The sequence below is a fragment of the Myxococcus sp. CA039A genome (assembly GCF_013336645.1).
Classification (GTDB): Bacteria; Myxococcota; Myxococcia; order Myxococcales; family Myxococcaceae; genus Myxococcus; species Myxococcus llanfairpwllgwyngyllgogerychwyrndrobwllllantysiliogogogochensis.
The window spans coordinates 1-693 of record NZ_JABUMQ010000727.1 but is presented as its reverse complement, the minus strand read 5'-3'; the positions used below and the strand labels follow the sequence as shown (position 1 = coordinate 693).

Annotated in this window: 1 protein-coding gene; it reads right to left on the bottom strand. The window is 72.4% G+C overall.

Features of this window, described 5'->3' with window-relative positions; all coding sequences use genetic code 11:
- A partial coding sequence (locus HR086_RS47295; RefSeq protein ID WP_174468955.1) for an FAD/NAD(P)-binding protein occupies window positions 1–693 on the bottom strand: 693 nt, incomplete at both ends.

The window sequence follows — 693 nt, the reverse complement described above, 5'->3', positions numbered from 1 at the left end:
ATGGGCATAAGGGACAGGATGGGATGGGAGGGCTCCGGAGCGCGCAGTCCTTCGCGGCGCAGCGCGCGCAACACGTCGCGGATGCCGGGCGACGCATACGTCCCCGGGGCCGCCGCGCGCGGATGACGGTGCGGCAGGAGCCCATGCCGCGACAGCGCGTGCAGCGGGCCCTGGTGCCCCATCTCCTCCAGCGACAGCACGGCGTCCACCATGGTGAGGCCCGTGCCGATGAGCAGCACCGCGTCGTGCTCGCCGATGCCCGCCAGCGCATCCGGTGCCCACGGTGAGCGGTGATAACGCGGGCTCGCATACAATCCGCCGTCCGCCACGCGCAGGTCCGCGGGGCTTGCGTTGCCCAGCGCCAACACCACCGTCCGCGCGACGAGCTCTCCGCCACTCCGCGTCGACAGCGTCACCAGTCCGCCATGCTCCCGGGTGGACGTCACCTCGCCTGCCAGCGTCTCCAACTGGACGCCTGGCGGCGCGCGCGCGACGGTCTCCTTCAGCACGGCCTCCAGGTACTGGCCGTAGCGCAGGCGGGGGACGAAGTCGCCGGCCTCCGTGTCGGGCGTCTCCTGGCGCAGCCAGCGCAGGAAGTGCTCGGGCTCGTCCGCGAAGGCGCCCATCCGCGAGGCGGGGACGTTGAGCAGGTGACGCTGACTCCGGGTCGAGTAGGCAAGCCCCTGTCCCACC